Genomic DNA, 24,259 nt, shown 5'->3' on the forward strand with positions numbered 1-24,259 from the left:
CGGCCCTCACCGCACTACGCGCGCTCCGCCCCCGCCACACAGGCCGCCCCCTCCAGCCCCAGCAGCAACTGCTTGCGCTCCAGGCCACCCGCGTACCCGCGCAGCGCCCCGTCCGCGCCGATCACCCGGTGGCACGGCCGCACGACCAGCAGCGGGTTCCGCCCGATCGCCGTCCCCACCGCCCGCACACCGGCCCCCGAGGCCCCCACCCGCGCGGCGACCTCCCCGTACGACAGGGTCCGGCCGTACGGGATCTCCTCCAGCACCTTCCAGACGCGCTGCTGGAACTCCGTACCCACGCCCTCCGCGAACGGCACGTCGAACCGCGTCGAGCGCCCCGCGAAGTACGCCTCCACCTGAGCCACGACCCCCGCGAACAGCCCGGGCTCCCGCAGCCACCCGTCCTGGACGACCGCACCGCCCTTCTGTCCGGGCACGGACAGCGACACCAGCCGCAGCCCCTCGGCCGTCCCGTCCGACTCGCCCACCAGCAGCAACTCGCCCAGCGGACTCGCCACCCGCGTGTACACCGTCGTCACGACCGCTCACTTCCTTCGACCGGAGAACCGTGCGGACCACGGCGAATCCGTACCCGCACGGCCAGTCTGCCCCGCGCCCCGGCTCCCGGCTGGCGGTTTTCGGACGCCGTGCAGGGCAGGCCCCGGAACGGAAGAGGCACGCCGTCCGGGGTGACCCCGACGACGTGCCCCCTCCGCGCACGAACTGTCCTACCGGTAGTTCACGAACTGGATCGCGAAGTCGAGGTCCTTGTCCTTCAGCAGCGCCTGCACGGCCTGGAGGTCGTCCCGGCTCTTCGAGCTGACACGCAGCTCGTCACCCTGGACCTGTGCCTTGACGCCCTTGGGGCCTTCGTCGCGGATGATCTTCGCCACCTTCTTGGCGTTCTCCTGGGAGATGCCCTCCTCGATGGAGGCGAAGATCTTGTACTCCTTGCCGGAGAGCTGCGGCTCACCGGCGTCCAGCGACTTCAGCGAGATCCCCCGCTTGATCAGCTTGGACTGGAAGATGTCGAGGATCGCCTTGACCCGCTCCTCGCCGTTCGCCTCCATCAGGATCTTCTCGCCGGACCACGAGATCGAGGCGCCCGTGCCCTTGAAGTCGTAACGCTGGGAGATCTCCTTGGCGGCCTGGTTGAGGGCGTTGTCGACCTCCTGCCGCTCGACCTTCGAGACGATGTCGAAACTGGAGTCGGCCATGACGTGTGGCTCCTTGCGTCGAATGTGCGTGGGATACAGCGCAAGCCTAGCCACCGCCGCCCCCTCCGGCTGCTGATCAATGAGGTGGCGGAGCACCCCTGGTCATCAGGTATTGTTTACGTCGTCGCCAAGGAGCCCACCAACTGGGATCCAACGCGTCGTTCGAGGCGGTGTGCCCGAGTGGCCAAAGGGAGCAGACTGTAAATCTGCCGGCTCAGCCTACCCAGGTTCGAACCCTGGCGCCGCCACGCGAACGAAGCCCCCGACCGGTTCTTCCGGTCGGGGGCTTCCTCGTTGTCGGAGTGGGCCGGCGCCGACGGAATCCCCCGACCCCTGGCCCCGGCCCCGCGGCCCTCAGGGCCCCGGTTCAGTTGCCCGCCACGTCCTTCACGGCCACCGTGACCGGGACGTTCCCCGAGATCAGCTCCAGGGTCAGGCCCGCCGTCGCCGGGGTGTCCAGCAGCTCCAGGAGCGTGGCCGCCACGTCGTCGCGGGGAATCGGGCCGCGGCCGGTCTTCGCGGCCAGCAGGACCAGGCCCTTGCCCGCGTCGTCGGTGAGCATCCCGGGGCGCAGGATCGTCCAGTCGAGCGCGGAGCGGGAGCGTACGTCGGCGTCCGCCGCGCCCTTCGCCCTCAGATAGACGTCGAACACCTCGTCGCCGGGGTGGTCGGGGTCGGCGCCCATGGAGGAGATGACGATGTACCGGCGTACCCCCGCGGCCTGGGCGGCGTCGGCGAAGAGGACGGCGGCGCCCCGGTCCACGGTGTCCTTGCGGGCGGCGCCGCTGTTCGGACCGGCGCCCGCCGCGAAGACGGCCGCGTCCGCGCCGCGCAGCACCTCGGCGGCCTCTTCCACGGTGGCCGATTCGAGGTCCAGCACGGCGGGTTCGGCGCCGAGTTCGGTGAGGGTCTGACTCTGTCCGGGGTCACGGATGATCCCGACGGCCTCATCCCCGCGAGCGGCGAGCAGCCGCTCCAGTCGCTGTGCGATCTGTCCGTGTCCACCTGCGATGACAATGCGCATACCTCCGACCGTACGCCCGGCGGCCACCGTGCGCTCAGCTCCCGGGCCCGCTCCCGGAGTCGGGCCGCCCCTGGCGGGGGAGGTCGGGGCCGGCGGCCGGGTCGGGCTCGGAGTCGCAGTACTCGCGTACGGCGCTGGTGCGGGAGACGATCCGGCCGCGGTGGATGACGATCCGGCTGTACGCGAGGGAGAGCACGGCCGGGAGCCGTTCACCGCGTACGGCGAGGAGTTCGGCCGGGAACCCCGCCTCCACGCGGACATCGGGCAGGCCGAGGGCGGCGCGGGCGTTGGTGGAGACCATGGCGTAGGCGTGCTCGGCGCGCAGGCCGTGCTGCGAGGCGAGGAGGTACGCGGCCTCCAGCGGGTCGCCGCGCCCCACCGGGTTGGCCGTGTCGCGCAGTGCGCCGCTGCCCGCCGCCACGCGCACGCCCGCGGAGCGCAGGAGGCGCACGGGGGCGGTCGTCCGGCGCTCGGAGCCCGTGCAGCCGCCCTGGGGGAGGCAGACGACGGTGATCCCGGCGGCGGCCAGCTGGTCGGCGGCCCGGCCCGCCGTCTCCAGGGGGAGGTGTGCGAGGCCGGCGCACGGGCCGAGGGTGACCCCGGGGCGCAGCCCCCCGGCCATCGCGGCGAGGCGGGCGAGGCGGGCCGGTTCGTCGCCGTCGGTGTGCAGGTCGACCGGGCAGCCGTGCTCGGCGGCGACCTCCAGGACCGCCGCCGTGTAGCCGGTCGGGTCGGGGTCCAGGTCGGGGCAGCCGCCGACGACCGCAGCGCCCATCTTCACGGCGTCCCGGAGCAGGGCGAGGCCCTCGGCTCCGGCGACACCGGTGAGCAGCCGGGGGACGGCGACCGCGGTCAGGTCGGCGAGGCCGCGCAGCGCCCGCCGGGCCTGGAGGACGGCTTCCAGCGCGGCGAGCCCCTGGACGTCGCCGATCCGGACGTGGGCGCGCAGGGAGGTGGCGCCGTGGCCGAGCTGGAGGAGGGCGGCTTCGGTGGCGCGGCGCTGGATGTCCTCGCCGCGGTGGGAGGCGGGCCCCGGGCCGTCGCCGTCGGCGCTGAGGGCGGTGTCGCCGTGGGCGTGGGGCTCGGCCGGGGCGGGGAGGAGGAGGTATCCGCGCAGGTCGATGCGGGGGCCGCGGGTGGCGAGGCTGCCCGCGGTGCCGACTGCCTCGATACGGCTGCCGCTGAGGCGTACGTCGACGGCGCGGCCGTCGACGAGGCGGGCGCCGCTCAGGACGAGGACGGGGGCGGGGTCGCCGGGGGTCGCGTCGGCGCTGTCCGGCGCGTTGTCGTCGGGCCGCCGTGGCCGGCTGTCGGGCATCGCGCTCCTGGGAAGGGTGCGGGACCGCGCGGAGCGGCCGGGCCTGGAGTGGTCCCGTCGATCATGGCCGGGTCCGCGACGCGTGGCACGGCGGCTTCCGGGAGGAGCTGAATAGTCGTACCGGCGCGGCCGTACCGGGCCGGGAAAGGAAGCCGTCCCCGACGGTGCGCGAGGTGGATCAAGGCCTGATCAGGGCGTGTGGGCGGGCCCGGACCGAGGACCCGAGCGCGGCGCGGAAACGGATTTGGGCGATCGGCCGGGGACCGTGTAATGTCTTCCTCGCTCGCCCCAATAGCTCAGTCGGTAGAGCGTCTCCATGGTAAGGAGAAGGTCTGCGGTTCGATTCCGCATTGGGGCTCTGGTGATCGGGAAACCCCGCTTCGGCGGGGCGACTCATCATCAAAGCGGTGTAGCTCAGTCGGTAGAGCAAGCGGCTCATAATCGCTGTGTCACCGGTTCAAGTCCGGTCACCGCTACTAACGGTAGCCGATTGCTGGGTCGGTCCTTCGATCGGCTACTCTTTTATGCGTTCATCCGTCCATCGTCCGTCCAAGGAGCACTCACGTGGCTGCCACCGACGTCCGCCCGAAGATCACGCTGGCCTGCGTGGAGTGCAAGGAGCGGAACTACATCACCAAGAAGAACCGGCGTAACAACCCGGACCGTCTTGAGATGAAGAAGCACTGCCCGCGCTGCAACTCGCACACCGCGCACCGCGAAACGCGCTGAATCAGGCTCGTACACGAGGCCGTCCCCTCTGGGGGCGGCCTCGTGTCGTTGTATGGGGTGGTTCCCCGCACAGGGGCGTGCCCTCATTTTCGTCTTTCCATCAGGAGGTAGCGCGCGCATGGCGCTCGACCAGTCCTTCGTGGGGCGGACCTATCCGCCCACCCCGGCGTACGAGGTAGGCCGGGAGAAGATCCGCGAGTTCGCCGAGGCGGTGGGCGATGCCCATCCGGCGTACGTCGATGTGGACGCGGCCCGCGCGCTCGGCCACCCCGATGTGATCGCCCCGCCCACGTTCGTCTTCTCCATCACCTACCGGGCCGCCGGAGAAGTGGTGCAGGACCCGCAGCTGGGCCTGGACTACAGCCGGGTCGTCCACGGCGACCAGAAGTTCACCTACGTGCGTCCGGTACGGGCGGGGGACCGGCTGACGGTCACCTCCACGATCGAGGGCATCAAGTCCCTGGCGGGCAACGACATCGTGGACATTCGCGGGGACGTGCACGACGAGAGCGGCGAGCTGGTCGTCTCGGCGCTCACGAAGCTGGTGGCGCGCGCCGCCGAGGAGGCGTGATGACGGCGAAGGTCTCCTACGAGGCGGTCGAGGTCGGTACGGAGCTGCCCGCGCAGTCGTTCCCGGTGACGCGGGCGACGCTCGTGCAGTACGCGGGCGCGTCGGGCGACTTCAACCCGATCCACTGGAACGAGAGGTTCGCACGCGAGGTCGGGCTGCCGGACGTGATCGCGCACGGCATGTTCACGATGGCCGAGGCGATCCGCGTGGTCACGGACTGGGCCGGGGACCCGGGCGCGGTCGTCGAGTACGGGGTGCGGTTCACCAAGCCGGTCGTCGTGCCCGACGACGAGGGCGCGCTCATCGAGGTCAGCGGCAAGGTCGCCGCCAAGCTGGAGGACAACCTGGTCCGGGTGGACCTTCTCGCCGTCTGCGACGGCAAGAAGGTGCTGGGCATGTCCCGCGCCGTCGTCAGACTCGCCTGAGGACCACGCGCCGGCCGTACGGTCCCCGTACCGGCCCTGAGCGGGCGCACGGACGCCGAACCGGTCCGCGCGCCAGGACCACGCGGAACCTGTACGGTCCGTGGCCCCGCCCGAGCGGCGGAGCCGCGGACCGTACCCTTGTTCCGTGCAGGAACTCCACGACGCCCCCCTCGCCCCCCTGACGACCTTCCGGCTCGGCGGCCCCGCCACCCGGCTGCTGACGGCCACCACCGACGCCGAGGTGGTCGCCGCCGTGCGCGAGGCCGACGCGAGCGGCACCCCGCTGCTGGTGGTCGGCGGCGGCTCCAACCTGGTCATCGGCGACAAGGGCTTCGACGGCACCGCGCTGCGGATCGCCACCAAGGGCTTCACCCTCTCCGGCACGTCGCTGGAGCTGGCGGCCGGCGAGGTCTGGACCGACGCCGTCGCACGGACCGTGGAGGCGGGGCTCGCGGGCATCGAGTGCCTGGCCGGAATCCCCGGCTCCGCGGGCGCGACGCCGATCCAGAACGTCGGGGCGTACGGGCAGGAGGTCTCCTCCACCATCACCGAGGTCGTCGCCTACGACCGGCGCACCGGGGAGACGGTCACCCTGCCCAACGCGGAGTGCTCCTTCTCGTACCGCCACAGCCGGTTCAAGGCGGAGCCCGACCGTTTCGTGGTGCTCCGGGTCCGGTTCGCACTGGAAGAGGCCGACGGGCTCTCCGCGCCGCTCGCGTACCCGGAGACGGCCCGGGCCATGGGCGTCGAGCAGGGCGAGCGCGTCGCCCTGACCGCTGCCAGGGAGACCGTGCTGAAGCTGCGCGCGGGCAAGGGCATGGTGCTCGATCCGGAGGACCACGACACCTGGTCCGCGGGCTCCTTCTTCACCAACCCGATCCTCGACGAGGCCGCCTTCCAGGAGTTCCTGGCCCGGGTCCACGAGCGCCTCGGACCGGATGTGAGGCCCCCGGCGTTCCCCGCCGGGGACGGCCGCACCAAGACCTCCGCGGCCTGGCTGATCGACCGGGCCGGGTTCACCAAGGGGTACGGCACCGGCCCCGCCCGGATCTCCACCAAGCACACCCTCGCCCTGACCAACCGCGGCGAGGCCACCACCGACGACCTCCTCGCCCTGGCCCGTGAGGTCGTCGCCGGGGTCCACGCGGCCTTCGGCGTCACCCTGGTCAACGAGCCGGTGACGGTCGGCGTGACCCTGTAGGCGCCCGTACCGCCCCGCAGGGCACGTGACGGCGCTCAGCAGGCCACGCCCACGCCCTACGTCACCGTCGCCGGGTCGTCGATCAGCGCCGGCATCGCGTGCGCCACGTCGGCCCGGGAGATGGTCCGGCTGCTGCGCGGCGTCCCGCCCACGGCCCGCCGGTAGACGCCCGTACGCCGCCCGTCGCTCCGAACCCCGTGAGCCGCATGGGTAGCTCTCCTCAGGTGGGCAGGTAGTCACTCACCTCGCCCGTACGCTGGCGGCCGGGATCAGCCGGCCAGCCAGTCGTCGATCCCCGACAGCAGCTTCTCCCGTACGTCGACGGGCGCCGCCGAGCCGCGCACCGACTGGCGGGCCAGCTCGGCCAGCTCCGCGTCGGTGAAGCCGTGGTCGCGGCGGACCAGCTCGTACTGCGCGGCCAGCCGCGAGCCGAACAGCAGCGGGTCGTCCGCGCCCAGCGCCATCGGCACCCCCGCGTCGAACAGAGTGCGCAGGGGGACGTCCGCGGGCTTCTCGTAGACGCCGAGGGCCACATTGGAGGACGGGCAGACCTCACAGGTCACCTGGCGCTCGGCCAGCCGTGCCAGCAACCGGGGGTCCTCGGCCGCCCGCACCCCGTGGCCGATGCGGGAGGCGTCCAGGTCGTCCAGGCAGTCGCGGACGCTGGAGGGGCCCGCCAGCTCCCCGCCGTGCGGCGCGGCCAGCAGACCGCCGTCCCGGGCGATGGCGAAGGCCCGGTCGAAGTCGCGGGCCATCCCGCGCCGCTCGTCGTTGGAGAGCCCGAAGCCGACGACGCCCCGGTCCGCGTACCGCACGGCCAGCCGGGCCAGGGTCCGGGCGTCCAGCGGGTGCTTCATCCGGTTCGCGGCGATCACCACGCGCATCCCGAGCCCGGTGTCCCGCGAGGCGCTGTCCACGGCGTCCAGGATGATCTCGATGGCCGGGATCAGCCCGCCGAGCAGCGGGGCGTACGAGGTGGGGTCGACCTGGATCTCCAGCCAGCCGGAGCCGTCCGCCACGTCCTCCTGGGCGCTCTCGCGGACCAGGCGGTGGATGTCCTCGGGGGATCTCAGGCAGGACCGGGCGATGTCGTAGAGCCGCTGGAAGCGGAACCAGCCGCGCTCGTCGGTCGCCCGTAGCCTGGGCGGCTCGCCGCCGGTCAGCGCGTCGGGGAGGTGGACCCCGTACTTGTCGGCGAGTTCGAGCAGAGTGGTGGGCCGCATCGACCCGGTGAAGTGCAGGTGCAGGTGGGCCTTGGGCAACAGACGTACATCACGCTCCATCGGAAGATCCTGCCGCACGGGCGGGCCGGAGCGAAAGCCGCTTTCCTCTTTGGAGTGGGCCCGGCACGAAAAGCGCCCCCGGCCGTGGCGGCCGGGGGCACAATCGCGCGGGCTTCTCAGGCCTTGGCCTCGGCCAGGAGCTTCTGGATGCGGGAGACGCCCTCGACCAGGTCGTCGTCGCCCAGGGCGTAGGAGAGGCGGAGGTACCCAGGGGTGCCGAAGGCCTCGCCCGGGACGACCGCGACCTCGGCCTCGTCCAGGATCAGGGCGGCCAGCTCGACCGAGTCGGCCGGGCGCCTGCCGCGGATCTCCTTGCCGAGCAGCCCCTTCACCGACGGGTAGGCGTAGAACGCGCCCTCGGGCTCCGGGCAGAACACGCCGTCGATCTCGTTGAGCATCCGCACGATGAGCTTGCGGCGGCGGTCGAAGGCGGTCCGCATCTCCGCGACGGCGTCCAGCGGGCCGGAGACGGCCGCGAGCGCGGCCACCTGGGCCACGTTGGAGACGTTGGAGGTGGCGTGCGACTGGAGGTTGGTCGCGGCCTTCACGACGTCCTTGGGGCCGATGATCCACCCCACGCGCCAGCCGGTCATCGCGTACGTCTTGGCGACACCGTTGACGACGATGCACTTGTCCCGCAGCTCGGGCACGATCGCCGGGAGCGAGGTGAACGTCGCGTCGCCGTAGACGAGGTGCTCGTAGATCTCGTCGGTCATCACCCACAGGCCGTGCTCGACGGCCCAGCGGCCGATCGCCTCGGCGTCGGCCTCGCTGTAGACGGCGCCGGTCGGGTTGGACGGCGAGACGAAGAGGACGACCTTGGTCTTCTCGGTGCGGGCGGCCTCCAGCTGCTCGACGGAGACCCGGTAGCCGGTGGTCTCGTCGGCGACGACCTCGACGGGGACACCGCCAGCGAGCCGGATCGACTCGGGGTAGGTGGTCCAGTACGGGGCGGGGACGATGACCTCGTCGCCCGGGTCGAGGATCGCGGCGAAGGCCTCGTAGATGGCCTGCTTGCCGCCGTTGGTCACCAGGATCTGGCTCGCGTCGACCTCGTAGCCGGAGTCCCGCAGGGTCTTCTCGGCGATGGCGGCCTTCAGCTCGGGGAGGCCCCCGGCCGGGGTGTAGCGGTGGTACTTCGGGGTGCGGCAGGCCTCGACCGCGGCGTCGACGATGTAGTCGGGGGTCGGGAAGTCGGGCTCACCGGCACCGAAGCCGATCACCGGACGGCCGGCGGCCTTGAGGGCCTTGGCCTTGGCGTCGACGGCGAGGGTCGCGGACTCGGAGATCGCACCGACGCGGGCGGAAACCCTGCGCTCGGACGGGGAAGTTGCAGCGCTCATGGGCCCATGCTCCCAGACCGGAAAACCCGTCGGCACACGGGTTTCAGGGACCGGACAGGTCCTGTACGGGAACCGGACAGGACCGGTCGGGAGTTGTCTGTTCGACGCAGCGGCCCCGAGCACGTACACTCACCTGTCGTTGGCCTTCACCAGCCACACCGTTTCTGCACCCGGGCACCGGGGAGGATGCGGTAGGTTGGTGGAAACCACAAAGGGTCGTAGCTCAATTGGTAGAGCACTGGTCTCCAAAACCAGCGGTTGGGGGTTCAAGTCCCTCCGGCCCTGCTACACACTCCTTCGCCAGGATGTGTGCGCATGTACGTACTTCATTGCACAGCCGTGCGGCTCCACCGGGCGCGGCACGGCCACGACCCGGAATCAGGTGAGAAGCGTGACGGACGCCGTGGGCTCCATCGACATGCCTGATGCTGAGGATGAATCCCCCGAGTCCAAGAAGAAGACTCGGAAGGGCGGCAAGCGCGGCAAGAAGGGTCCTCTGGGCCGCCTCGCGCTGTTCTACCGCCAGATCGTCGCCGAACTCCGTAAGGTCGTCTGGCCGACGCGTAGCCAGCTGACGACGTACACCTCCGTCGTCATCGTGTTCGTCGTCGTGATGATCGGTATCGTTACCCTTCTCGACATGGGATTCGCGCGGGTCGTCAAGTACGTCTTCGGCTGAGCCGGCGGAAGGCGTCCGACCGGCGCCCCCCTCCGCATGTTCCACCCTTTGTATCCAGGAAGAAGCAGCCATCGTGTCTGACCCGAACCTGAACGACTCCGTCGAGCCCGAGGCGGGCGCCTCCAAGTCCGGCAAGGACGAGCTCGACATCGTTGAGGCTGCTGACTCCGTGGAGCCCGACCGGGCCGAGACCGCTGTGGACACCGAGGCCGAGGCGACCGCCGTGGACACCGAGGCCGAGGCGGACGAGACCGTCGAGGCCGACCAGGACGCCGCCGTCGCCGAGGTGGCGGAAGCCGTCGAGGCGGACGACGACGCCGAGCCGGCCGCCCCGGTCGACCCGGTCGCCGCCCTCCGTGACGAGCTGCGTGGTCTCCCCGGCGAGTGGTACGTCATCCACACGTACGCCGGGTACGAGAAGCGCGTGAAGGCCAACCTGGAGCAGCGCGCCGTCTCGCTCAACGTGGAGGAGTTCATCTACCAGGCCGAGGTGCCTGAAGAGGAAATCGTCCAGATCAAGAACGGCGAGCGCAAGAACGTCCGGCAGAACAAGCTCCCCGGCTATGTGCTGGTGCGCATGGACCTGACGAACGAGTCCTGGGGCGTCGTGCGGAACACGCCGGGCGTCACCGGCTTCGTGGGCAACGCCTACGACCCGTACCCGCTGACCCTGGACGAGATCGTCAAGATGCTCGCCCCGGAGGCCGAGGAGAAGGCCGCCCGCGAGGCCGCCGAGGCCGAGGGCAAGCCGGCTCCGGCCCGCAAGGTCGAGGTCCAGGTGCTGGACTTCGAGGTCGGCGACTCGGTCACCGTGACCGACGGCCCGTTCGCGACGCTCCAGGCCACGATCAACGAGATCAACGCCGACTCGAAGAAGGTCAAGGGCCTCGTCGAGATCTTCGGCCGCGAGACCCCGGTCGAGCTGAGCTTCGACCAGATCCAGAAGAACTAGCGCTTCCCGCCGGTTTCTGGACACATGCCTACCCAGCAGGTCAGAGGGGCTTCGCAGCCGCTCTGACCTGCTGGGTTTTTGGTCGCACAGCTATACCCGTTATCGTTGTGCGGTATGCCTCCATCCGGATGACCGGAATCGGCGGCGAAACACCTCTCACTAGGACCCGGAGAGAGCAATGCCTCCCAAGAAGAAGAAGGTCACGGGGCTTATCAAGCTCCAGATCAACGCCGGTGCGGCGAACCCGGCCCCGCCGGTCGGCCCCGCGCTCGGTCAGCACGGCGTCAACATCATGGAGTTCTGCAAGGCCTACAACGCCGCGACCGAGTCGCAGCGTGGCATGGTCGTGCCGGTGGAGATCACGGTCTACGAGGACCGCTCCTTCACCTTCGTCACGAAGACTCCGCCGGCCGCCAAGCTGATCCTCAAGGCCGCGGGTGTGGAGAAGGGCTCCGGCGAGCCGCACAAGACCAAGGTCGCCAAGCTGACGGCCGCCCAGGTCCGCGAGATCGCCACGACGAAGCTCCCCGACCTGAACGCCAACGACCTCGACGCCGCGTCGAAGATCATCGCTGGCACCGCCCGTTCCATGGGCATCACGGTCGAAGGCTGATCAGCCCCGTAACCCCCAGTGGTAGGACCAAGCGCTGGTCCGCACCACGACTCCACACTCTGAAACCACAGGAGTAGAAGTGAAGCGCAGCAAGAACCTCCGCGCTGCGGACGCCAAGATCGACCGGGAGCGTCTGTACGCCCCCCTCGAGGCCGTCCGTCTCGCCAAGGAGACCGCCTCCACGAAGTTCGACGGCACCGTCGAGGTCGCCTTCCGCCTGGGTGTCGACCCGCGCAAGGCCGACCAGATGGTCCGCGGCACCGTGAACCTCCCGCACGGCACCGGCAAGACCGCCCGGGTCCTGGTCTTCGCGACCGGTGACCGTGCTGCGGCCGCGGAAGCCGCCGGAGCCGACATCGTCGGCGCCGACGAGCTGATCGACGAGGTGGCGAAGGGCCGTCTGGACTTCGACGCCGTCGTCGCCACCCCGGACCTCATGGGCAAGGTCGGCCGCCTGGGCCGCGTGCTCGGTCCGCGTGGTCTGATGCCGAACCCGAAGACCGGCACCGTCACCCCCGATGTCGCCAAGGCTGTCAACGACATCAAGGGCGGAAAGATCGAGTTCCGCGTCGACAAGCACTCCAACCTGCACTTCATCATCGGCAAGGTCTCGTTCGACGAGACCAAGCTGGTGGAGAACTACGCAGCGGCGCTGGAGGAAGTCCTCCGTCTGAAGCCGTCCGCCGCCAAGGGCCGCTACATCAAGAAGGCCGCGCTGGCCACCACGATGGGCCCCGGCATCCCGCTGGACGCCAACCGCACCCGCAACCTCCTCGTCGAGGAGGACCCGGCCGCCGTCTGAGCCACCGAGCTCACCCGGTAGCCGCGTCACACGCGTGCTCTGTGTCGACGGGCCCCGCAACCTTCTCAGGTGCGGGGCCCGTCCTCGTATCCGCTGCGGCCGGTACGCGGGCCGCTGGGGCCGATTCCGCGGGCAGCCCGCCGTACACCGGCCCCGGGGATCTCGCCCGACCTGCCGCTAAACCCTCCGCAGCCGAGCCGTGGACGCCGGATTTGCCCGGCGCGGCCCCGGTCGCGTACTCTCGTCCAGAAGCCAAAGACCGCTGGTCGTCGCTGTGCTCCCGTGAGGGGGACGGTGACCGAAGGTTCCGCTAGATCGGACGACCTGCGCAGGTGACTGTGGAACTGCTCCCGGACGTGAGTCCGGTCGAGCCGCGCCCTGGCACTTGTGCTGGGGCGTTTCGTCTTTCCCGGCCCCTTCTGAGCGGTCCTCATCACCCGGAAGGAGGCCGACGCTCATGGCAAGGCCCGACAAGGCTGCCGCGGTAGCCGAGCTGACGGACCAGTTCCGCAGCTCGAACGCCGCCGTGCTGACCGAGTACCGGGGTCTCACCGTGGCACAGCTCAAGGAGCTGCGCCGTTCGCTCGGTGAGAACGCCCAGTACGCCGTGGTGAAGAACACGCTGACCAAGATTGCGGCCAACGAGGCCGGGATCGACGCGCTGGACGACCTGTTCTCGGGTCCGACGGCGGTTGCCTTCGTCACCGGTGACCCGGTGGAGTCGGCGAAGGGTCTTCGTGACTTCGCCAAGGACAACCCGAACCTCATCATCAAGGGCGGTGTCCTTGACGGTAAGGCGCTGTCCGCCGATGAGATCAAGAAGCTCGCGGACCTCGAGTCCCGCGAGGTTCTGCTCTCCAAGCTGGCCGGTGCTTTCAAGGGCAAGCAGACGCAGGCGGCGCAGGTCTTCCAGGCCCTGCCCTCCAAGTTCGTCCGCACCGCGGAAGCTCTTCGCGCCAAGAAGGAAGAGCAGGGCGGTGCCGGTACTCCGGCTCCCGCCGAGGCCGCCGAGTAATCACGCTCAGCGGTCCAGCGGGCTCCACGTACGCCCGCCGACACATACATCCGGCACCTGCCGAATAGTGGAAGGACGCCTGTCATGGCGAAGCTGTCCCAGGAAGACCTGCTCGCGCAGTTCGAGGAGATGACCCTCATCGAGCTCTCCGAGTTCGTGAAGGCCTTCGAGGAGAAGTTCGACGTCACCGCCGCCGCGGCCGTCGCCGTCGCCGGTCCGGCCGGCCCGGGCGCCGTTGCCGAGGCCGTCGAGGAGAAGGACGAGTTCGACGTCATCCTCACCGGCGCCGGCGAGAAGAAGATCCAGGTCATCAAGGTCGTGCGTGAGCTGACCTCGCTGGGTCTGAAGGAGGCCAAGGACCTCGTCGACGGCACCCCGAAGCCGGTCCTCGAGAAGGTCGCCAAGGAGGCCGCCGAGAAGGCTGCCGAGTCCCTCAAGGCCGCCGGCGCTTCCGTCGAGGTCAAGTAACACCCCGGGAGCCCGCAGCGGCTCCCAGGGCGCGTCACGCGTCCGTACCGAAGGGCGATCATCCATCCGGGTGGTCGCCCTTCGGCGTACCCGTGGCGGCTGCCTTGCTCTTCCGCCCGTGACGAGTAGGGTGATCTTCGCCGTGCGTCTCCCGCGAGGCGCCCAGGGGCGTGCTGAGGGCTTACCCGGGGCGGCCGGAGCGTGCTCCTGCGGGCCCGCCCGGACCGGTGGGCCTTGACGAACGGCACGAGGCGCGCAATTCTCAGGACGCGTCATCACTTCGATCCGGATCCGAGGCATGGATCGAGAGTGAAGAGGGCAGTAAAGAAGAGCGCACCCCGCGCGAGGGCCTGACCACATAGGTAGTTGAGAACAGCTGTTGAGAGCAACGTGGGTCTCTGAGAACCCCGACTGGACATCAGTGTGCCGCTTGGCTACACTGACCCTTTGCGCTGCCTGTTAGCTGCCTCCTGCCCGTCACCAGGGGCATGCCCGTACTTGAGCACCGATGACCGACCCTCGCTGAGCTGGCCTTTCCGGCCGGTTCGGGGCGGTGTGTCTGTGTCCAATGCGGGACCGGTACGCGCGTAGTGAGTCCGAGCCCTCGGAAGGACCCCCTCTTGGCCGCCTCGCGCAACGCCTCGACCGCGAATACGAACAACGGTGCCAGCACCGCCCCGCTGCGCATCTCCTTTGCAAAGATCAAGGAGCCCCTCGAGGTTCCGAACCTCCTCGCGCTGCAGACCGAGAGCTTCGACTGGCTCCTCGGCAACTCCGCCTGGAAGGCTCGCGTCGAGGCTGCTCTGGACAGTGGACAAGACGTCCCCACCAAGTCCGGCCTGGAGGAGATCTTCGAGGAGATCTCCCCGATCGAGGACTTCTCCGGGTCGATGTCGCTCACGTTCCGCGACCACCGCTTCGAGCCCCCGAAGAACTCGATCGACGAGTGCAAGGAGCGCGACTTCACGTACGCCGCGCCGCTCTTCGTCACGGCCGAGTTCACCAACAACGAGACCGGCGAGATCAAGTCCCAGACGGTCTTCATGGGCGACTTCCCGCTCATGACCAACAAGGGCACCTTCGTCATCAACGGCACCGAGCGTGTCGTCGTGTCGCAGCTGGTCCGCTCGCCGGGTGTCTACTTCGACTCCTCCATCGACAAGACGTCCGACAAGGACATCTTCTCCGCCAAGATCATCCCCTCCCGGGGTGCCTGGCTGGAGATGGAGATCGACAAGCGTGACATGGTCGGTGTCCGTATCGACCGCAAGCGCAAGCAGTCGGTCACCGTCCTTCTCAAGGCTCTCGGCTGGACGACCGAGCAGATCCTGGAGGAGTTCGGCGAGTACGAGTCCATGCGCGCCACCCTGGAGAAGGACCACACCCAGGGCCAGGACGACGCGCTGCTCGACATCTACCGCAAGCTGCGCCCGGGCGAGCCGCCCACCCGCGAGGCCGCTCAGACGCTGCTCGAGAACCTCTACTTCAACCCGAAGCGCTACGACCTCGCGAAGGTCGGCCGCTACAAGGTGAACAAGAAGCTCGGCGCCGACGAGCCGCTGGACGCCGGGGTGCTCACCACCGACGACGTCATCGCGACCATCAAGTACCTGGTCAAGCTGCACGCCGGTGAGACCGAGACGATCGGTGAGTCGGGCCGGGAGATCGTCGTCGAGACCGACGACATCGACCACTTCGGCAACCGCCGTCTGCGCAACGTCGGCGAGCTCATCCAGAACCAGGTCCGTACGGGTCTGGCGCGGATGGAGCGCGTCGTGCGCGAGCGCATGACCACCCAGGACGTCGAGGCGATCACGCCGCAGACCCTGATCAACATCCGGCCGGTCGTCGCCTCCATCAAGGAGTTCTTCGGCACCAGCCAGCTGTCGCAGTTCATGGACCAGAACAACCCGCTCTCGGGTCTCACCCACAAGCGCCGCCTCTCGGCGCTCGGCCCGGGTGGTCTCTCGCGTGAGCGGGCCGGCTTCGAGGTCCGTGACGTGCACCCGTCCCACTACGGGCGCATGTGTCCGATCGAGACCCCTGAAGGCCCGAACATCGGTCTGATCGGCTCGCTCGCGTCGTACGGCCGCGTCAACGCGTTCGGCTTCATCGAGACGCCGTACCGCAAGGTCGTCGACGGCCAGGTCACCGACGACGTCGACTACATCACCGCCGACGAGGAGGACCGCTTCGTCATCGCCCAGGCGAACGCGACCCTCTCCGAGGAGCTGCGCTTCACCGAGCCGCGCGTCCTGGTCCGCCGCCGTGGGGGAGAGGTCGACTACGTCCCCGCCTCCGAGGTGGACTACATGGACGTCTCGCCGCGCCAGATGGTGTCCGTCGCCACCGCGATGATCCCCTTCCTGGAGCACGACGACGCCAACCGTGCCCTCATGGGCGCGAACATGATGCGCCAGGCGGTGCCGCTGATCAAGTCCGAGGCCCCGCTGGTCGGCACCGGTATGGAGTACCGCTGCGCCACCGACGCCGGTGACGTGCTCAAGGCCGAGAAGGACGGTGTCGTCCAGGAGGTCTCCGCGGACTACATCACGGTCACGAACGACGACGGCACGTACACCACGTACCGCATCGCCAAGTTCATGCGCTCCAACCAGGGCACCTCGGTCAACCAGAAGGTCGTCGTCTCCGAGGGCGACCGGATCGTGGCCGACCAGGTGCTGGCCGACGGCCCCGCCACCGAGAACGGTGAGATGGCCCTCGGCAAGAACCTCCTCGTGGCGTTCATGCCGTGGGAGGGTCACAACTACGAGGACGCGATCATCCTGTCGCAGCGCCTCGTGCAGGACGACGTCCTCTCCTCGATCCACATCGAGGAGCACGAGGTCGACGCCCGTGACACCAAGCTCGGCCCCGAGGAGATCACCCGGGACATCCCGAACGTCTCCGAGGAGGTCCTCGCCGACCTCGACGAGCGCGGCATCATCCGCATCGGTGCCGAGGTCGTCGCCGGTGACATCCTCGTCGGCAAGGTCACGCCCAAGGGTGAGACCGAGCTGACCCCCGAGGAGCGCCTGCTCCGCGCGATCTTCGGTGAGAAGGCGCGCGAGGTGCGCGACACCTCGCTGAAGGTGCCGCACGGTGAGATCGGCAAGGTCATCGGCGTCCGCGTCTTCGACCGCGAAGAGGGCGACGAGCTGCCGCCGGGCGTGAACCAGCTGGTCCGCGTCTACGTCGCGCAGAAGCGCAAGATCACCGATGGTGACAAGCTCGCCGGCCGTCACGGCAACAAGGGCGTCATCTCCAAGATCCTGCCGATCGAGGACATGCCGTTCCTGGAGGACGGCACCCCGGTCGACATCATCCTCAACCCGCTGGGTGTCCCGTCCCGAATGAACCCGGGACAGGTCCTGGAGATCCACCTCGGCTGGCTCGCCAGCCGCGGCTGGGACGTCTCCGGCCTCGGTGACGAGTGGGCCAAGCGCCTGCAGTCCATCGGCGCCGACCAGGTCGCCCCCGGCACCAACGTCGCCACCCCCGTCTTCGACGGTGCGCGCGAGGACGAGATCTCCGGTCTCTTCGAGGCCACGATCCCCAACCGCGACGGCGACCGCCTGGTCCAGCCCTCCGGCAAGGCCAAGCTGTTCGACGGCCGCTCCGGTGAGCCGTTCCCCGACCCGGTCTCGGTCGGCTACATGTACATCCTCAAGCTCCACCACCTGGTCGACGACAAGCTGCACGCGCGTTCGACCGGTCCGTACTCCATGATCACCCAGCAGCCGCTGGGTGGTAAGGCCCAGTTCGGTGGACAGCGCTTCGGTGAGATGGAGGTGTGGGCACTGGAGGCATACGGTGCCGCCTACGCCCTCCAGGAGCTGCTGACGATCAAGTCCGACGACGTCACCGGCCGCGTGAAGGTCTACGAGGCCATCGTCAAGGGCGAGAACATCCCCGAGCCCGGGATCCCCGAGTCCTTCAAGGTGCTCATCAAGGAAATGCAGTCGCTCTGCCTCAACGTGGAGGTGCTCTCCTCGGACGGCATGTCCATCGAGATGCGCGACACGGACGAGGACGTCTTCCGCGCGGCGGAGGAACTCGGTATCGACCTGTCCCGGCGCGAGCCGAGCAGCGTCGAAGAGGTCTGACGGGTTCGCCGGCCGGATCCCCGTGATCCGGCCGGCTCTCCCCGGACCCGTTCAGACCATTGCTGAAGTGCCCCGTTCTCTCGCCTGAGGCGAAGGGGCTCGAACCCCCGAAAGAGGGATTGACGACAAGTGCTCGACGTCAACTTCTTCGACGAGCTGCGGATCGGCCTTGCCACCGCGGACGACATCCGGACCTGGTCCCACGGCGAAGTGAAGAAGCCGGAGACCATCAACTACCGCACCCTCAAGCCCGAAAAGGACGGACTCTTCTGCGAGAAGATCTTCGGTCCGACCCGGGACTGGGAGTGCTACTGCGGCAAGTACAAGCGTGTCCGCTTCAAGGGCATCATCTGTGAGCGCTGCGGCGTCGAGGTCACTCGCGCCAAGGTGCGTCGTGAGCGGATGGGCCACATCGAGCTGGCCGCTCCCGTCACCCACATCTGGTACTTCAAGGGCGTTCCCTCGCGCCTCGGCTACCTGCTGGACCTCGCGCCGAAGGACCTCGAGAAGGTCATCTACTTCGCCGCGTACATGATCACGTACGTGGACGAGGAGCGTCGTACCCGCGACCTGCCCTCGCTGGAGGCGCACGTCTCCGTCGAGCGCCAGCAGACCGAGAACCGCCGCGACGCCGACCTGGAGGCCCGCGCCAAGAAGCTCGAGACCGACCTGGCCGAGCTGGAGGCCGAGGGCGCCAAGGCCGACGTACGCCGTAAGGTGCGCGAAGGCGCCGAGCGCGAGATGAAGCAGCTGCGCGACCGTGCGCAGCGCGAGATCGACCGCCTCGACGAGGTGTGGAGCCGCTTCAAGAACCTCAAGGTCCAGGACCTGGAGGGCGACGAGCTGCTCTACCGCGAGCTGCGTGACCGCTTCGGCACGTACTTCGACGGCTGCATGGGCGCCGCCGCGCTGCAGAAGCGCCTGGAGTCCTTCGACCTCGACGAGGAGGCCGAGCGCCTCCGCGAGATCATCCGCACCGGCAAGGGCCAGAAGAAGACCCGTGCGCTCAAGCGCCTCAAGGTCGTCTCCGCGTTCCTGCAGACCAGCAACAAGCCCAAGGGCATGGTGCTCGACTGCGTGCCGGTCATCCCGCCGGACCTGCGTCCGATGGTGCAGCTGGACGGTGGCCGCTTCGCGACCTCCGACCTGAACGACCTGTACCGCCGTGTGATCAACCGCAACAACCGCCTGAAGCGCCTTCTCGACCTCGGTGCCCCCGAGATCATCGTGAACAACGAGAAGCGCATGCTCCAGGAGGCCGTCGACGCGCTGTTCGACAACGGCCGTCGCGGTCGTCCGGTCACCGGCCCCGGCAACCGTCCGCTGAAGTCCCTGAGCGACATGCTCAAGGGCAAGCAGGGTCGTTTCCGTCAGAACCTCCTCGGCAAGCGTGTGGACTACTCCGCGCGTTCCGTGATCGTCGTCGGTCCGCAGCTCAAGCTGCACCAGTGCGGTCTGCCGAAGGCGATGGCGCTGGAGCTGTTCAAGCCGTTCGTGATGAAGCGCCTGGTCGACCTGAACCACGCGCAGAACATCAAGTCGGCCAAGCGCATGGTCGAGCGTGGCCGCACCGTCGTGTACGACGTCCTCGAAGAGGTCATCGCCGAGCACCCGGTGCTGCTGAACCGTGCGCCCACCCTGCACCGCCTGGGCATCCAGGCCTTCGAGCCGCAGCTGGTCGAGGGCAAGGCCATCCAGATCCACCCGCTCGTCTGCACCGCGTTCAACGCGGACTTCGACGGTGACCAGATGGCCGTGCACCTGCCGCTCTCCGCGGAGGCGCAGGCCGAGGCCCGCATCCTGATGCTGTCCTCGAACAACATCCTGAAGCCGGCCGACGGTCGTCCCGTCACCATGCCGACCCAGGACATGGTGCTGGGGCTGTTCTTCCTCACCACCGACGGCCAGCTCCGTGACACCAAGGGCGAGGGCCGCGCGTTCGGCTCCACGGCCGAGGCGATCATGGCGTTCGACGCCGGTGAGCTGGCGCTCCAGTCCACCGTCGACATCCGCTTCCCGGTCGGCACCATGCCGCCGCGCGGCTGGGTGCCGCCGGTCGCCGAGGAGGGCGAGCCCGAGTACCAGCCGGGTGACACCTTCCGGCTGCGGACCACCCTGGGCCGTGCGCTCTTCAACGAGCTGCTGCCCGAGGACTACCCGTTCGTCGACTACTCGGTGGGCAAGAAGCAGCTCTCCGAGATCGTCAACGACCTGGCCGAGCGCTACCCCAAGGTCATCGTGGCGGCGACGCTCGACAACCTGAAGGCGGCGGGCTTCCACTGGGCGACCCGTTCGGGCGTCACCGTGGCCATCTCCGACGTCGTCGTGCCCGAGGCCAAGAAGGCCATCGTCAAGGGCTACGAGGAGCAGGACGAGAAGGTCCAGAAGCAGTACGAGCGCGGTCTGATCACCAAGGACGAGCGCACGCAGGAGCTCATCGCGATCTGGACCAAGGCGACCAACGAGGTCGCCGAGGCGATGAACGCGAACTTCCCGAAGACGAACCCCATCTTCATGATGGTCGACTCGGGTGCCCGAGGAAACATGATGCAGATGCGTCAGATCGCGGGTATGCGTGGTCTGGTGTCGAACGCCAAGAACGAGACGATCCCCCGTCCCATCAAGGCGTCCTTCCGCGAGGGCCTCACCGTTCTGGAGTACTTCATCTCCACGCACGGTGCCCGTAAGGGTCTGGCGGACACCGCCCTGCGTACCGCCGACTCGGGTTACCTGACCCGTCGTCTGGTGGACGTCTCGCAGGATGTGATCATCCGCGAGGAGGACTGCGGCACCGAGCGCGGTCTGAAGCTGAAGATCGCGGTCAAGGGCGCCGACGGCGTGCTCCGCAAGACGGACGACGTCGAGACCTCGGTCTACGCCCGCATGCTCGCCGAGGACGTCGTGGTGGACGGCAAGGTCATCGCGCCTGCCAACGTCGACCTCGGTGACGTCCTGATCGACGCCCTGGTGGGCGCCGGTGTCGAGGAGGTCAAGACCCGCTCGGTCCTGACCTGTGAGTCCGCGGTCGGCACCTGTGCCTTCTGCTACGGACGCTCGCTCGCCACCGGCAAGCTGGTCGACATCGGTGAGGCGGTCGGCATCATCGCCGCCCAGTCCATCGGTGAGCCCGGCACCCAGCTGACGATGCGTACCTTCCACACCGGTGGTGTGGCCGGTGACGACATCACCCAGGGTCTGCCCCGAGTCGTCGAGCTCTTCGAAGCCCGTACGCCGAAGGGTGTCGCCCCGATCTCCGAGGCCAAGGGCCGGGTGCGGATCGAGGAGACCGAGAAGACCAAGAAGATCGTCGTCACCCCGGACGACGGCAGCGACGAGACGGCGTTCCCGATCTCGAAGCGTGCCCGTCTGCTCGTGGGCGAGGGCGACCCGGTCGAGGTGGGCCAGAAGCTCACCGTGGGTGCCACCAACCCGCACGACGTGCTGCGCATCCTCGGCCAGCGTGCGGTCCAGGTCCACCTGGTCGGCGAGGTCCAGAAGGTCTACAACTCGCAGGGCGTGTCGATCCACGACAAGCACATCGAGATCATCATCCGGCAGATGCTCCGCCGCGTGACGATCATCGAGTCCGGCGACGCGGAGCTGCTTCCGGGCGAGCTGGTCGAGCGGTCGAAGTTCGAGACCGAGAACCGTCGTGTGGTCACCGAGGGCGGTCACCCCGCCTCCGGCCGTCCGCAGCTGATGGGTATCACCAAGGCCTCGCTCGCGACGGAGTCCTGGCTGTCGGCCGCCTCCTTCCAGGAGACGACCCGAGTTCTGACGGACGCGGCGATCAACGCCAAGTCCGACAGCCTCATCGGCCTCAAGGAGAACGTCATCATCGGTAAGCTCATCCCGGCCGGTACGGGTCTCTCCCGTTACCGCAACATCCGGGTCGAGCCGACCGAGGAGGCCAAGGCCGCGATGTACTCGGCCGTCGGCTACGACGACATCGACTACTCGCCGTTCGGCACGGGCTCCGGCCAGGCCGTTCCGCTGGAGGACTACGACTACGGTCCGTACAACCAGTAAGCGAGTCGCTTGAACGCCGAAGGGCGGCCACCCCGTACGTCACGGGGTGGCCGCCCTTCGGCATGTACGGGGTCAGCGGCCGGGGCACCCCCCCGGAGCGCGACGGCGACCCTGGCCGACGCGGTGAGCACGGCGATGTCCGCCGACGCCCGGCCGGAGCGTGCGAGCAGGCCGAGGCGGGCCCCGTGGTCGGCGAGCTGTGTGTCGGCCTGGTGGCTGCCCTGGACCGGCAGGGCCGGCTGCCCGTCGGCGCGGGCGAGACCGGCCTCCGGACGGCCGTGCATCCGCTCCGGTTCCAGGGCGACGGACAGGGGGCGGTCCGGGCCGGTACCGGGTCTGGGGCGGCTCCTCCGGTGGTTCGCCGCGAGGAGGCGCGGCAGCGATGCCTGGACGCCCGGCACGGCCACCGCCCGGGGCACCCGGACCCGACCCCGCGACGGCCGGGTCCGCGGCGCCTACTCGACGGCGGTCGGACTGACACCGGTCCCGACGGCGCTCGGCGCCTGGAGAACGGGCTCGCGGTGGTCTGCTGCCACGAGGGGGCCTCCTCGGCCCGGACCACCCTCACGGCCGGTCCGGCCGGTCGTCGGCTGACTGCATGGTCCGGCAGGGTGGAAGGTGGCGGCAGCCCGTGAGTACGCTGTTTCCGGGCCGTTCGATTGCCGGGCTCCGGCAATGTCCCGGAGGGGCGGTCACCTGGGGTCGCGGCCCGTCCGCGGTGGTCGGCGGGCCCGGCGTGTCGGGGTGGACAGCATTTGTTTTGACCCAGGTCCGTGAGGTAGGTACGCTCAAGCCTTGTGCCTGGGGTGTGCCTGGGCTCCGGTGCGTGTCCTCAACCGCATCGCGAGTCTGTCACTAGCCACCGCAATCTGTGCCCTTCCGCCCCTAGGGCGGGAGTCCGCAGTATTCGACACACCCGACCGCGTGGGTCGGAGATGTTCCAGGTTAGTTTCACGAACGGCACACAGAAACCGGAGAAGTAGTGCCTACGATCCAGCAGCTGGTCCGGAAGGGCCGGCAGGACAAGGTCGAGAAGAACAAGACGCCCGCGCTCGAGGGTTCGCCCCAGCGTCGCGGTGTCTGCACGCGTGTGTTCACGACCACCCCGAAGAAGCCGAACTCGGCCCTCCGTAAGGTCGCGCGTGTGCGTCTGACCTCCGGTATCGAGGTCACGGCCTACATCCCGGGTGAGGGACACAACCTGCAGGAGCACTCCATCGTGCTCGTGCGTGGTGGCCGTGTGAAGGACCTGCCGGGTGTTCGTTACAAGATCATCCGCGGCTCGCTCGACACCCAGGGTGTCAAGAACCGCAAGCAGGCCCGCAGCCGCTACGGCGCCAAGAAGGAGAAGTAAGAATGCCTCGTAAGGGCCCCGCCCCGAAGCGCCCGGTCATCATCGACCCGGTCTACAGCTCTCCTCTTGTCACGTCGCTGATCAACAAGATCCTCCTCGACGGCAAGCGTTCCACCGCCGAGCGGATCGTCTACGGCGCCATGGAAGGCCTCCGCGAGAAGACCGGCAACGACCCGGTCATCACGCTGAAGCGCGCGCTGGAGAACGTCAAGCCCTCGCTCGAGGTCAAGTCCCGCCGTGTCGGTGGCGCCACCTACCAGGTGCCGATCGAGGTCAAGCCCGGTCGCGCCTCCACCCTGGCTCTGCGCTGGCTCGTCGGTTACTCCCGCGCCCGTCGCGAGAAGACCATGACCGAGCGCCTCATGAACGAACTGCTCGACGCCTCCAACGGCCTCGGCGCTTCGGTCAAGAAGCGTGAGGACACCCACAAGATGGCCGAGTCCAACAAGGCCTTCGCGCACTACCGCTGGTAGTCGCTACCCCATCGAGACCGAGAGAAGACTGAGCCATATGGCCACCACTTCGCTTGACCTGGCCAAGGTCCGCAACATCGGGATCATGGCCCACATCGACGCGGGCAAGACGACCACCACTGAGCGGATCCTCTTCTACACCGGTGTGAGCTACAAGATCGGTGAGGTCCACGACGGCGCTGCCACGATGGACTGGATGGAGCAGGAGCAGGAGCGCGGCATCACGATCACGTCCGCCGCGACGACCTGCCACTGGCCGCTCAACAATGTTGACCACACCATCAACATCATCGACACCCCGGGTCACGTCGACTTCACCGTCGAGGTGGAGCGTTCGCTCCGCGTCCTCGACGGCGCCGTCACCGTGTTCGACGGTGTGGCGGGCGTCGAGCCGCAGTCCGAGACCGTGTGGCGTCAGGCGGACCGCTACGGCGTTCCGCGTATCTGCTTCGTCAACAAGCTCGACCGCACCGGCGCGGACTTCCTGCGCTGCGTCAACATGATCGTGGACCGCCTCGGCGCGACCCCCATCGTCATGCAGCTCCCCATCGGCGCCGAAGCGGACTTCACGGGCGTCGTCGACCTCGTGTCGATGAAGGCCTTCGTGTACCCCGAAGAGGCCGCCAAGGGCGAGATGTACAACATCGTCGAGATCCC

Annotated in this window: 22 protein-coding genes, 4 tRNA genes and 1 pseudogene; 19 read left to right on the plus strand and 8 right to left on the minus strand. The window is 68.8% G+C overall.

The window, feature by feature from the left end; all coding sequences use genetic code 11:
* Window positions 1-14: 14 nt before the first annotated feature.
* Window positions 15-539: a methylated-DNA--[protein]-cysteine S-methyltransferase gene (locus AC0682_RS19750; RefSeq protein WP_478534232.1), complete on the minus strand. Its 525-nt coding sequence runs from the start codon at window positions 537-539 to the stop codon at window positions 15-17.
* A gap of 189 nt (window positions 540-728) precedes the next feature.
* Entirely contained in the window at window positions 729-1,217 is a 489-nt protein-coding gene (locus AC0682_RS19755; protein WP_103416836.1) for a YajQ family cyclic di-GMP-binding protein, read from the minus strand.
* A gap of 166 nt (window positions 1,218-1,383) precedes the next feature.
* Between AC0682_RS19755 and AC0682_RS19760 the strand changes: the two genes are divergently transcribed.
* Window positions 1,384-1,465 (plus strand) — tRNA-Tyr (locus AC0682_RS19760).
* A 119-nt stretch (window positions 1,466-1,584) separates the two neighbouring features.
* On the opposite strand, the gene AC0682_RS19765 is transcribed toward AC0682_RS19760, so the two are convergent.
* Together AC0682_RS19765 and AC0682_RS19770 are read right to left on the minus strand one after the other, a co-directional pair.
* Window positions 1,585-2,241, minus strand: a complete 657-nt coding sequence (locus AC0682_RS19765) for an SDR family oxidoreductase (protein WP_254811922.1) — start codon at window positions 2,239-2,241, stop codon at window positions 1,585-1,587.
* Between the two features lie 34 nt (window positions 2,242-2,275).
* A complete protein-coding gene (locus tag AC0682_RS19770; protein ID WP_478534235.1) occupies window positions 2,276-3,559 on the minus strand; it encodes an amidohydrolase family protein in 1,284 nt (427 codons plus the stop codon).
* A 285-nt stretch (window positions 3,560-3,844) separates the two neighbouring features.
* Here AC0682_RS19770 and AC0682_RS19775 point away from each other — a divergent pair.
* The 6 genes from AC0682_RS19775 to AC0682_RS19800 all read left to right on the plus strand — a co-directional run bounded on the left by AC0682_RS19775 (window position 3,845) and on the right by AC0682_RS19800 (window position 6,485).
* Window positions 3,845-3,917 (plus strand) — tRNA-Thr (locus AC0682_RS19775).
* Window positions 3,918-3,962: 45 nt separating this feature from the next.
* A tRNA-Met gene (locus tag AC0682_RS19780) sits at window positions 3,963-4,035 on the plus strand.
* Window positions 4,036-4,123: 88 nt separating this feature from the next.
* A complete protein-coding gene (gene rpmG, locus AC0682_RS19785) occupies window positions 4,124-4,288 on the plus strand; it encodes a 50S ribosomal protein L33 (RefSeq protein ID WP_003956487.1) in 165 nt (54 codons plus the stop codon).
* Between the two features lie 118 nt (window positions 4,289-4,406).
* Complete coding sequence (locus AC0682_RS19790) at window positions 4,407-4,859, plus strand: MaoC family dehydratase N-terminal domain-containing protein (RefSeq protein ID WP_019765115.1); 453 nt, start codon at window positions 4,407-4,409, stop codon at window positions 4,857-4,859.
* Window positions 4,859-5,284: a MaoC family dehydratase gene (locus AC0682_RS19795; protein WP_478534237.1), complete on the plus strand. Its 426-nt coding sequence runs from the start codon at window positions 4,859-4,861 to the stop codon at window positions 5,282-5,284. Before AC0682_RS19790 ends, AC0682_RS19795 begins: the two co-directional genes overlap by 1 nt.
* Before the next feature lie 145 nt (window positions 5,285-5,429).
* Window positions 5,430-6,485: a UDP-N-acetylmuramate dehydrogenase gene (locus AC0682_RS19800; RefSeq protein WP_478534238.1), complete on the plus strand. Its 1,056-nt coding sequence runs from the start codon at window positions 5,430-5,432 to the stop codon at window positions 6,483-6,485.
* A 56-nt stretch (window positions 6,486-6,541) separates the two neighbouring features.
* Here the strand turns inward: AC0682_RS19800 and AC0682_RS19805 are convergent.
* The 3 genes and pseudogenes from AC0682_RS19805 to AC0682_RS19815 form a co-directional block, all read right to left on the minus strand.
* A pseudogene (locus tag AC0682_RS19805) lies at window positions 6,542-6,673 on the minus strand (epimerase); the annotation flags it as partial.
* An 81-nt stretch (window positions 6,674-6,754) separates the two neighbouring features.
* The gene (locus AC0682_RS19810) at window positions 6,755-7,768 is read right to left on the minus strand and encodes an adenosine deaminase (protein ID WP_478534239.1); all 1,014 of its coding nucleotides are present in this window, start codon (window positions 7,766-7,768) and stop codon (window positions 6,755-6,757) included.
* 116 nt (window positions 7,769-7,884) lie between these two features.
* Window positions 7,885-9,111 (minus strand): pyridoxal phosphate-dependent aminotransferase, encoded by a 1,227-nt coding sequence (locus tag AC0682_RS19815; RefSeq protein ID WP_254811917.1) that lies wholly within the window; start codon window positions 9,109-9,111, stop codon window positions 7,885-7,887.
* Between the two features lie 212 nt (window positions 9,112-9,323).
* Here AC0682_RS19815 and AC0682_RS19820 point away from each other — a divergent pair.
* The 9 genes from AC0682_RS19820 to AC0682_RS19860 all read left to right on the plus strand — a co-directional run bounded on the left by AC0682_RS19820 (window position 9,324) and on the right by AC0682_RS19860 (window position 21,775).
* Window positions 9,324-9,396: transfer RNA gene (locus AC0682_RS19820), tRNA-Trp, on the plus strand.
* 106 nt (window positions 9,397-9,502) lie between these two features.
* Window positions 9,503-9,790, plus strand: a complete 288-nt coding sequence (gene secE / locus AC0682_RS19825; RefSeq protein ID WP_254811916.1) for a preprotein translocase subunit SecE — start codon at window positions 9,503-9,505, stop codon at window positions 9,788-9,790.
* Between the two features lie 73 nt (window positions 9,791-9,863).
* The gene (nusG, locus tag AC0682_RS19830; RefSeq protein ID WP_478534240.1) at window positions 9,864-10,742 is read left to right on the plus strand and encodes a transcription termination/antitermination protein NusG; all 879 of its coding nucleotides are present in this window, start codon (window positions 9,864-9,866) and stop codon (window positions 10,740-10,742) included.
* A gap of 178 nt (window positions 10,743-10,920) precedes the next feature.
* Window positions 10,921-11,355 carry a 50S ribosomal protein L11 gene (gene rplK, locus AC0682_RS19835; protein ID WP_006126872.1) on the plus strand — a complete coding sequence of 145 codons (435 nt, stop codon included), beginning with the start codon at window positions 10,921-10,923 and terminating at the stop codon, window positions 11,353-11,355.
* Between the two features lie 79 nt (window positions 11,356-11,434).
* Entirely contained in the window at window positions 11,435-12,157 is a 723-nt protein-coding gene (rplA, locus tag AC0682_RS19840) for a 50S ribosomal protein L1 (RefSeq protein ID WP_254811914.1), read from the plus strand.
* Between the two features lie 457 nt (window positions 12,158-12,614).
* The gene (rplJ, locus tag AC0682_RS19845; RefSeq protein WP_006126875.1) at window positions 12,615-13,172 is read left to right on the plus strand and encodes a 50S ribosomal protein L10; all 558 of its coding nucleotides are present in this window, start codon (window positions 12,615-12,617) and stop codon (window positions 13,170-13,172) included.
* Window positions 13,173-13,256: 84 nt separating this feature from the next.
* Complete coding sequence (gene rplL / locus AC0682_RS19850) at window positions 13,257-13,640, plus strand: 50S ribosomal protein L7/L12 (RefSeq protein WP_084748610.1); 384 nt, start codon at window positions 13,257-13,259, stop codon at window positions 13,638-13,640.
* Between the two features lie 620 nt (window positions 13,641-14,260).
* The gene (gene rpoB / locus AC0682_RS19855; protein ID WP_254811913.1) at window positions 14,261-17,746 is read left to right on the plus strand and encodes a DNA-directed RNA polymerase subunit beta; all 3,486 of its coding nucleotides are present in this window, start codon (window positions 14,261-14,263) and stop codon (window positions 17,744-17,746) included.
* A 129-nt stretch (window positions 17,747-17,875) separates the two neighbouring features.
* Window positions 17,876-21,775: a DNA-directed RNA polymerase subunit beta' gene (locus AC0682_RS19860; protein WP_254811912.1), complete on the plus strand. Its 3,900-nt coding sequence runs from the start codon at window positions 17,876-17,878 to the stop codon at window positions 21,773-21,775.
* On the opposite strand, the gene AC0682_RS19865 is transcribed toward AC0682_RS19860, so the two are convergent.
* Window positions 21,754-22,182 carry a hypothetical protein gene (locus AC0682_RS19865; RefSeq protein WP_478534242.1) on the minus strand — a complete coding sequence of 143 codons (429 nt, stop codon included), beginning with the start codon at window positions 22,180-22,182 and terminating at the stop codon, window positions 21,754-21,756. The two genes, AC0682_RS19860 and AC0682_RS19865, sit on opposite strands and share 22 nt — an antisense overlap.
* Window positions 22,183-22,757: 575 nt before the next feature.
* Here AC0682_RS19865 and rpsL point away from each other — a divergent pair.
* From rpsL to AC0682_RS19880, 3 genes are all read left to right on the plus strand, one after another.
* Window positions 22,758-23,129, plus strand: a complete 372-nt coding sequence (gene rpsL, locus AC0682_RS19870; protein WP_003948652.1) for a 30S ribosomal protein S12 — start codon at window positions 22,758-22,760, stop codon at window positions 23,127-23,129.
* Window positions 23,130-23,131: 2 nt separating this feature from the next.
* Window positions 23,132-23,602, plus strand: a complete 471-nt coding sequence (gene rpsG / locus AC0682_RS19875; RefSeq protein WP_003966970.1) for a 30S ribosomal protein S7 — start codon at window positions 23,132-23,134, stop codon at window positions 23,600-23,602.
* Between the two features lie 37 nt (window positions 23,603-23,639).
* Window positions 23,640-24,259 (plus strand): GTP-binding protein (locus AC0682_RS19880; RefSeq protein ID WP_478534243.1); only part of this gene is annotated, 620 nt, incomplete at its 3' end.

This window comes from Streptomyces sp. NPDC043746, from assembly GCF_056436485.1.

Bases quoted from the DNA above. Each gene is read 5' to 3' on its own strand.
- AC0682_RS19755 (WP_103416836.1), bottom strand. From the start codon at position 1,217: ATGGCCGACTCCAGTTTCGACATCGTCTCGAAGGTCGAGCGGCAGGAG.
- AC0682_RS19765 (WP_254811922.1), bottom strand. From the start codon at position 2,241: ATGCGCATTGTCATCGCAGGTGGACACGGACAGATCGCACAGCGACTG.
- AC0682_RS19770 (WP_478534235.1), bottom strand. From the start codon at position 3,559: ATGCCCGACAGCCGGCCACGGCGGCCCGACGACAACGCGCCGGACAGC.
- AC0682_RS19790 (WP_019765115.1), top strand. From the start codon at position 4,407: ATGGCGCTCGACCAGTCCTTCGTGGGGCGGACCTATCCGCCCACCCCG.
- AC0682_RS19795 (WP_478534237.1), top strand. From the start codon at position 4,859: ATGACGGCGAAGGTCTCCTACGAGGCGGTCGAGGTCGGTACGGAGCTG.
- AC0682_RS19810 (WP_478534239.1), bottom strand. From the start codon at position 7,768: ATGGAGCGTGATGTACGTCTGTTGCCCAAGGCCCACCTGCACCTGCAC.
- AC0682_RS19815 (WP_254811917.1), bottom strand. From the start codon at position 9,111: ATGAGCGCTGCAACTTCCCCGTCCGAGCGCAGGGTTTCCGCCCGCGTC.
- rplK (WP_006126872.1), top strand. From the start codon at position 10,921: ATGCCTCCCAAGAAGAAGAAGGTCACGGGGCTTATCAAGCTCCAGATC.
- rplJ (WP_006126875.1), top strand. From the start codon at position 12,615: ATGGCAAGGCCCGACAAGGCTGCCGCGGTAGCCGAGCTGACGGACCAG.
- rplL (WP_084748610.1), top strand. From the start codon at position 13,257: ATGGCGAAGCTGTCCCAGGAAGACCTGCTCGCGCAGTTCGAGGAGATG.
- rpsG (WP_003966970.1), top strand. From the start codon at position 23,132: ATGCCTCGTAAGGGCCCCGCCCCGAAGCGCCCGGTCATCATCGACCCG.